The sequence below is a fragment of the Candidatus Magnetobacterium casense genome (assembly GCF_019173545.1).
Classification (GTDB): Bacteria; Nitrospirota; Thermodesulfovibrionia; order Thermodesulfovibrionales; family Magnetobacteriaceae; genus Magnetobacterium; species Magnetobacterium cryptolimnobacter.
This window is the reverse complement of the sequence record NZ_JABXWD010000757.1, coordinates 1-1,120: the sequence shown is the minus strand read 5'-3', so window position 1 is coordinate 1,120 and position 1,120 is coordinate 1. Positions and strand designations below refer to the sequence as shown.

Here is a 1,120-nt window from a genome sequence, read left to right as displayed (position 1 = left end):
ACTTTTGCAACCGCGCAGCAGGACAAGCTGAACTGGTATGATGATACCATCATCCCAGAGTGCGAGCTAATCCAGGAGGTGCTCAACGAGCAGCTTATCAAGCCGCTTGGCTATATGTTCGAGTTCGAGCCGCAGAGCTTGACCATCTATCAGGAAGACGAAGAACAACGCGCCGCGGCGTTTAAGCTTTACGTTGATGCCGGTATCCGACCTTCGATAGTCGGTGAGACGCTTGGAATAGAACTGCCCGAGAACGTCACTTATGCCGCGCTTGATGAGAAGTTTGACCAGGGGATAGATTTAGCCAACCAACTGGCGGAACAAGCCAACCAACCAAAACCGGACGAAGAGGAGCCGGAGAAAGACGAGGACGAAGAAGAGGACGAAGAGGAAAAGGCGTACAGGACAGACTTACAGAAATGGGAACGGCGGGTAATGAAACGAGTCGAGGCTGGCAAGGCTATACTTGACAGACCTTTCGAGAGTGATTACATACCGGCTGTTGTGGTTGGTGCTATTGAAGGGGCATTAGAGGTGACAACCATCGCCGAAGGCATCGAGGCGATCTTCGCCGATGCAATGTCATGGGCTGGATACCCGTGAGAAAGGACAACTGATTGACTGACCCTCTACGAATAACGATTGACGTGACGCCGCCGCCAACCAAGCGCAAGACCGTTGCCATCTACGGATTTGCACCACAGACAAGGGGACTGATTGCACAGTCTAAAGCCGATGAGGTATGGAGCCTGAACAACTGCTACTCGTACGGGCTGCCAATCGAGCGGCTTACACGCGGCTTTGAGATGCACGAGTTGTGGATCCAATGGATTGCCAGACAGCGACACGAGAGCGGCGTGGAATACTGGAACTGGATACTGGCGCCTCACAAGTTCCCGATCTACATGCACATGGTGCAGGAGGACTTCGAGATAGCATTGGCAGACCTGGAGAAGATTGACCTTGCCGAACGCGCGCCAACCAGTGACGATGCGGTAGAGTTGGAGAAGTGGGCGCGGCTATCAGACTGGGTGAACGAACAAAAAAGATAGCGCAGCTCAGCATTGACTTCTTCAAACAGACCAAGGCAACCATCATCAAGTACCCGCTTGAGGACGTG

The 1,120-nt window shown here is 53.0% G+C and carries 2 protein-coding genes; both read left to right on the top strand.

What is annotated here, in order from left to right:
• On the top strand, window positions 1-603 hold a 603-nt coding region (locus HWQ67_RS19300), incomplete at its 5' end, for a phage portal protein (protein ID WP_218254322.1).
• 14 nt (window positions 604-617) lie between these two features.
• Complete coding sequence (locus tag HWQ67_RS19295; RefSeq protein ID WP_218254321.1) at window positions 618-1,052, top strand: hypothetical protein; 435 nt, start codon at window positions 618-620, stop codon at window positions 1,050-1,052.
• Window positions 1,053-1,120 lie beyond the last annotated feature (68 nt).